Source organism: Nonomuraea zeae (assembly GCF_005889725.1).
Classification (GTDB): domain Bacteria; phylum Actinomycetota; class Actinomycetes; order Streptosporangiales; family Streptosporangiaceae; genus Nonomuraea; species Nonomuraea zeae.
In genome coordinates, this window is record NZ_VCKX01000479.1 from 1 (window position 1) to 6,170 (window position 6,170).

6 protein-coding genes and 1 pseudogene are annotated in these 6,170 nt (G+C 72.8%); 4 read left to right on the top strand and 3 right to left on the bottom strand.

Annotation, left to right across the window (positions count from 1 at the left end; all coding sequences use genetic code 11):
- A partial coding sequence (locus ETD85_RS67810; RefSeq protein WP_420847381.1) for an ATP-binding protein occupies positions 1 to 2,351 on the top strand: 2,351 nt, incomplete at its 5' end.
- Here ETD85_RS67810 and ETD85_RS59360 read toward each other — a convergent pair.
- Positions 2,274 to 3,296 (bottom strand): annotated as a pseudogene (locus ETD85_RS59360) (sensor histidine kinase); the annotation flags it as partial. The gene ETD85_RS67810 and the pseudogene ETD85_RS59360 sit on opposite strands and share 78 nt — an antisense overlap.
- 191 nt (positions 3,297 to 3,487) lie before the next feature.
- Here ETD85_RS59360 and ETD85_RS59365 point away from each other — a divergent pair.
- Both ETD85_RS59365 and ETD85_RS59370 read left to right on the top strand, forming a co-directional pair.
- Positions 3,488 to 3,682, top strand: a complete 195-nt coding sequence (locus ETD85_RS59365) for a hypothetical protein (protein WP_138698606.1) — start codon at positions 3,488 to 3,490, stop codon at positions 3,680 to 3,682.
- A 62-nt stretch (positions 3,683 to 3,744) separates the two neighbouring features.
- On the top strand, positions 3,745 to 4,884 hold the full coding sequence (locus ETD85_RS59370) for a cystathionine gamma-synthase (RefSeq protein WP_138698607.1): 1,140 nt from the start codon (positions 3,745 to 3,747) through the stop codon (positions 4,882 to 4,884).
- Between the two features lie 127 nt (positions 4,885 to 5,011).
- Here the strand turns inward: ETD85_RS59370 and ETD85_RS59375 are convergent, their stop codons facing one another.
- The gene (locus tag ETD85_RS59375) at positions 5,012 to 5,443 is read right to left on the bottom strand and encodes a hypothetical protein (RefSeq protein ID WP_138698608.1); all 432 of its coding nucleotides are present in this window, start codon (positions 5,441 to 5,443) and stop codon (positions 5,012 to 5,014) included.
- A 10-nt stretch (positions 5,444 to 5,453) separates the two neighbouring features.
- Positions 5,454 to 5,579 (bottom strand): hypothetical protein, encoded by a 126-nt coding sequence (locus ETD85_RS67160; protein WP_276617422.1) that lies wholly within the window; start codon positions 5,577 to 5,579, stop codon positions 5,454 to 5,456.
- Between the two features lie 139 nt (positions 5,580 to 5,718).
- Between ETD85_RS67160 and ETD85_RS59380 the strand changes: the two genes are divergently transcribed.
- Positions 5,719 to 6,141, top strand: coding sequence for a DUF6292 family protein (locus ETD85_RS59380; protein ID WP_240780127.1), 423 nt, complete (start codon positions 5,719 to 5,721; stop codon positions 6,139 to 6,141).
- Positions 6,142 to 6,170 lie beyond the last annotated feature (29 nt).

The following is a 6,170-nucleotide window of genomic DNA, read 5'->3' on the forward strand; positions in this document are numbered from 1 at the left end:
CCTTTCCTGATGGGGTGCGGCTGGTGGAGCTGGCGGGGACGGGGGACGTGGCGGAGGCGGTCGCGGCCGTTCTGGGGCTGCGGGACGACGACTCCGCGCCGCTGGCGGCCCGGCTGGGCGGCGCGCTGGCGGCCAAGCGGCTGCTGCTGGTGCTCGACAACTGCGAGCACCTGGTGGATCAGGCGGCCGAGCTGGTCGCCGCGCTGCTGCGGGCCGCCCCCGACCTGCGCGTGCTGGCCACCAGCCGGGAGCCGCTCGGGGTGACGGGCGAGCAGGTACGCGTCGTGCCGCCGCTGTCCGAGCCCGCGGCCGTCCGCCTGTTCGCCTCCCGCGCGAACGTCCGGCCCGACCATGCCGTGACCACCATCTGCCGGCGGCTCGACGGCCTCCCGCTGGCCCTGGAGCTGGCCGCCACCCGCGTACGGGCATTTGGGGTGCGGGAGCTCGCGGACCGGCTCGACGACCGGTTCAGGCTGCTCAGCGCCGGGATGCGGGACGCGCCCGCCCGGCAGCGCACGCTCAGGGCGATGATCGACTGGAGCTGGGAGCTGCTGACCGAGGACGAACGCGTGGTGCTGCGCCGCCTGGCCGTGCACGCCGACGGGTGCACGCTGGCGGCGGCCGAGGAGGTGTGCGCGCAGCCCGGGGTGGACGTGGCCGACACCCTGGCCAGGCTGGTCGACCGGTCACTGGTCGTGGTGGTGGACGGGCCTCGTTACCGGTTGCTGGAGTCCGTGGCGGCGTACTGCGTGGAGCGGTTGCGCGATGCGGGCGAGGAAGCGCTGATCGGGGAGCGGCACGCACTCCACTACACCGCCCTGGCCGAACGGGCCGACCTCAAGGGGCCGGGGCAGCGGGAGTGGCTCGCCCGGCTCGACGCCGAAAGCGCCAACCTGCGGCTCGCCCTCGCGGGACCTCAGGCGCTGCGCCTGGTCAACGCCCTCGCGTGGTACTGGGTGCTGCGCGGCAGGCTGCGCGAGGCCCGCAGGTTCCTGGCGGCGGCCCTGACCGGCCACGAGGGGGAGGGCAGCGGCGCGGCACTTGCGGCTGGCCAGGTGCCGGACGTGGAAGGCGCGGCGGTGGCGTCGGTCTGGCTGGCGGGGGTCGAGCTGCTGATCGGCGAGCCCGCGTCACCGGTCCGGTACGCCGGTCTCGACAAGGCCGGCACCGCGCTGGCCGACTGGTTCCTGAGCCACGTCCGCTGGGCCTACGGCGACAGGAGCTCGCACGAGGCGGCGGCGAACCGGGCGCTGGCGGCGTTCGAGGAGCTGGACGACCGGTGGGGCGTCGCGGCGGCCCTGTGCCTGCGCGCCAAGCTCGCCGTCGGCCGCGGCGACCTCGCGGCGATGGAGCGGGACGGGGCGCGGGGCCTGGCGCTGTTCAGGGAGCTGGGTGACGAGTGGGGCCAGATCGAGGCCATGGACGTGCTCGACCGGGCGGCCGAGATCCGTGGCGACCACCCGAAGGTCGCCCGCCTGCGCGAGGAGGCGTTGCGGCTGGCCGAGGAGCTGGGGTTCGAGGTGTCGTTCAAGCTGGCCGCGCTGGGGCGCGTCGCGTTGCTGGCGGGCGACTACGAGCGGGCCGACGACTATCACGAGCGGGCCAGGCGGCTGGCGGTCGAGCAGTCGTACAAACCGGCCGAGGAGAACGCCGTGCTCGGCCTGGCCATGAGCGCCCGGCGGCGGGGCCGGCACGAGGAGGCGGAGACGTACCTGCTGCCGGTCCTGGACTGGCTGCGGCAGGTGCGGGGGACGCCTGGGATCGCGTTCATCATGGCCGAGCTCGGGTTCGCCGCCGAGCAGCGCGGCGCCGCGGACACGGCGCTGGCCAGGCAGCGGGCGGGGTACGAGGCCGCGCGGGCGACCGGCGACCCGCGCGCGGTCGCGCTGTCGCTCGAAGGGCTGGCCGGGGCCCTCTCGATCCCGGCGTCGATCCCGGCGTCGATCCCGGCGTCGATCTCGGCTCGCCCGCAGCTCGGACCGGCCACCGAGCCGACCGGCTCCGGTCAGCTCGTCCGGGCCGCCGGGCTGACCGGCTCCGGCGGTCCCGGCCAGCTCGTACGGGCCGCTGAGCTGATCGGGGCGGCCCGAGCCGTCAGGGAGGCCGTCGGCGCGCCCCTGCCGCCCGCCGAGCGGCTCGACGTGGACCGCATCACCCGCCGGCTGCGCGCCGCGCTGGGCGACGCGGCGTTCGAGCGGGCACTCGGCTCAGGACAGCGGGAACTCGGCGACCACTTCCCAGGCGCCCTCGGGGGACGGGCCCGCGTAGAGCCTGCCGCCCAGCGCCTCCACCCGCTCGGCCATCCCGACCAGCCCGAACCCGCCGCCGAGGCGGGAGACCCGCGGATCTGAGTGGGCCCCGAAGTTGCGCACCCGCAGCCGCACCGACCGCTCGTGGCGGCGCAGGTCGGCCTCCACCCAGGCGGTGCGGGAGGCGTGCTTGCGCACGTTCGTCAGAGACTCCTGCAGCACCCGGTGCAGGGTGGTCATGACCTCGGGCGCGAGCGTCCGGTCGTCCAGCCCGGGCCCGATCTCGAAGGCCACCTTCGGCCCGTCGGAGGAGAACCTGTCGGTCAGCATCCGCAGGTCGGCCAGCGTGGTGCCGGGCTTGCGGGCGGCGTCGTCCTCGGTGCGCAGCACCGTGACCATGCGCCGCATCGAGGTCAGCGCCTCCGACCCGGCCGCGGCGATCGCGTCGAGCGCGGGCGCGACCGCCTCCGGCTTGGCCTCCGCGACCGTCCGCGCCGCCTGGGCCTGGACCACGATGCCCGTGATGTAGTGGGCGACCAGGTCGTGCAGCTCCCTGGCCAGCTCCAGCCGCTCGGCCCGGCGTACCGAGTGCACCGCCTCCGTCCTGCGCTCCTGCTGGAAGCGCAGGTAGCCGCCGATGCCCGCGGCCGTGGACCACCCCGCGAAGAGCAGGAACGAGAACGCCAGCCCCGAGCCCTGGTAGTCGCGCCCGGCGGACTCCGACATGAGCACGACCAGACCCGCGCACGCGAACACGGCCGCCCGGCGCACCGGCTCCACGTGCCGCAGCACGCCGATGAGCAGGACGAGCAGCGAGCCGGTCTCCGCCATGCCGGGCGCGCCCTCGAAGCCGGTGCCCCCGATGACCAGCGAGGTCCCGAACGACAGGGCCAGCATGACGCTGAACCCTTCGACCCGGAGCCGGCGCCGCAGCACCACGGCCGCGATGCCGGCCGCTCCGCAGAAGGGCACGAGCCACTGGAACCCGCTGATGGAGACGGCCACCGCGAGATCGAGCAGCAGGCACATGCCCAGCCAGCCGACCATCGCGATCTCGCTCAGCCGGCGGATCCAGTACACGACGCGTTTGGAGTCCCCCACGGCCCGAGCCTAAGCCGGAAGTCGGACAAGTCGTATCGACCGTTCGGCCGAGCCGGCTCGCCGGAGACCGGTCCTTCAGCGGAGGCGGCGGCGGGGGCGCGCGGCGGATGCTGGGACATGTCGGAAGGGGACAGGAAATGATCGTCATCGGGTTCGCGCTGCTGGGTGTGGGGCTGGTCGTGGGGGTGCTGCTCGCGCTCGCCGACCCCGTGCTGCTCTCGCGCATCAACGGGGAGGACGTGGAGGGGAGCAGCGGCAGGTTCGTCGACGTCGATGTCGTACGGCTTCCGCCCCGCTCTGACGACGGCCGGCGCGAGCCCTGGGCGGCCTGAGGGCACGGCCCGCGATCCGGAGGGGACCGGATCGCGGGCCGACTTCCGTTAACGTGGCCTGTATGAGCAACGGTTTTGAGACCCTGGCCATCCACGCAGGTCAGGAGCCCGACCCGCTGACGGGCGCGGTCGTGCCACCCATCTACGCGACGTCCACGTACAAGCAGGACGGCGTGGGCGGGCTGCGTTCCGGATATGAGTACAGCCGCTCGGCCAACCCCACCAGGACCGCGCTCGAAGAGGCGCTGGCGGCGGTTGAGGGCGGCGCGCGCGGGCTGGCGTTCGCCTCGGGGCTGGCCGCCGAGGACACCCTCCTCCGCGCGGTGTGCAAGCCGCAGGACCACGTGATCATCCCGAACGACGCCTACGGCGGCACCTACCGCCTGTTCGCCAAGGTGAACGAGCGCTGGGGCCTGCACTACGACCCGGTCCCGCTGCACGACCTCGACGCCGTGGCCGCGGCGATGACGCAGAAGACGAGGGTGGTCTGGGTCGAGACGCCCACCAACCCGCTGCTCGGCATCGCCGACATCGCCGCGCTGGCCCGGCTGGCCCACGACAACGGGGCGCTGCTGGTGGTGGACAACACCTTCGCCTCTCCCTACCTGCAGCAGCCGCTCTCGCTCGGCGCGGACGTCGTCGTGCACTCGACCACCAAATACGTGGGCGGGCACTCGGACGTGGTCGGCGGGGCGCTGGTCGCGGCCGACCGGGCGCTCGGCGAGGAGCTCGCCTACCACCAGAACGCGATCGGCGCGGTGGCCGGGCCGTTCGACGCCTGGCTGACGCTGCGCGGGCTCAAGACCCTCGGCGTGCGCATGGATCGCCACTGCGACAACGCCGAGCGGGTCGTGGACCTGCTGCTCGCGCACCCGCGCGTGCGGGAGGTGCTCTATCCGGGGCTGCCCGACCACCCGGGGCACGAGGTGGCGGCCAAGCAGATGAAGCGGTTCGGGGGCATGGTGTCGTTCCGCGTCGGGGGCGGCGAGGCCGAGGCCGTGGCGGTGTGCAACCGGGCCAAGCTGTTCACGCTGGGGGAGTCGCTGGGCGGCGTCGAGTCGCTCATCGAGCACCCGGGCAGGATGACGCACGCCTCGGCGGCGGGCTCGCCGCTGGAGGTGCCGGAGGACCTGGTGCGGCTGTCGGTCGGCATCGAGACGATCGACGACCTGCTCGCCGACCTCACGCAGGCGCTCGGCTAGAAGCCCGCCCGGGGACGGGGCGAGGGTTCTGTGCAGGTGGTCCCCGCCGTAAGGGGGCAGGTGGTCCCCGCCGTAAGGGGGCAGGTAGTCCCGCCGTAAGGGGGGTAGGTGGTCCCCGCTGTCAGGGTCAGGTGGGGACCACCATCAGGAACAGGATCACCAGCCAGATCACGGTGAGCAGCCCGCTGATCGCGGCGATCCGGCCGTTCTGGACCTTCGCGTCGTCGTCGGTGCCCTCGCTGGAGAGCACCCGGACGGCGGTGCGCAGATCGCGGTCAATGATCACCAGGAGCACGGCGGCCACGATGAACAGTGTCATCGAGGCCGTCATGTACCACTTGCCGAGCAGTCCGTTGCCCAGCACCGCGCCGAGCGCCAGCCCGAACACCAGAACGCCGAGCGTCCCGATGCTGTAGACCTTCGTCATACGCTGGATGTTCTGCAGCGCGGGCACGTTCTTGTTGCGGATGGCGCGCGGCGCGGCCATCGTCGCGGCGGTGACCGGTCCGACCGTGAAGATGGCGAAGCCGATGTGGAGCCAGAGAAACAGGGACGACATGCCGGAGAGACTAGTCGCCGGTGATCTCGCTGGGCACCTCGACACTCTCTTTGCTTGTTTCTGCGCAACGCATGCACAGCTCTGTGGCCGCCACCGCGACGACCATCAGGACGATGAGGAGAACCGTGGCAATCATGGGAACCCCTCCTTCCCCGTCTAGGACGTAAATATCGTCCGTAATGACTAGACGCTTGTGCAACGGAATAAGTTCGCTGCGGGTATGGTTGGGCACCGTCGCATTTTTCTTACCCTTCGGGCACAAGGGGGTGCCGTCCGTGGCCATCAGGCACGTCGAGCCGTATACCGATGAGTGGCTGCAGCAGCCGGTCAGTTACCTGCAGCAGGTCATCGACGTGCTCGGACGCGAGGTGACGGACTGGTGGGAAGGCCCCTGCGATCCGCGTGACGCCACGCTCAGGCTGGCCGACGGGAGCGCGCTGGTGTGGGACGAGGAGAGCGGCTGGCGTCTGGGCAGCTTCGTCTCCGGCGGTCGTGGCGCGCACACCGAGCTCGCCGGGGTCCGCTATCTCGGGCACGGGCTGCTGCCCAAGCCCGAGCGCGTGCCGCCGGCGCTGAGCGACGCCAGGGCCGGGGTCGGGGCCAGCTCGGCCTGGCGGCCCTGCTACCGCTCCCACCGCAACTGTCGCGACGGCTTCGACGTCGCCCTCGAGTTCTACTCCCGCCTGATCGGCGCCTGAACCGCCAACCCGCCCCGGCGGCCCCATGC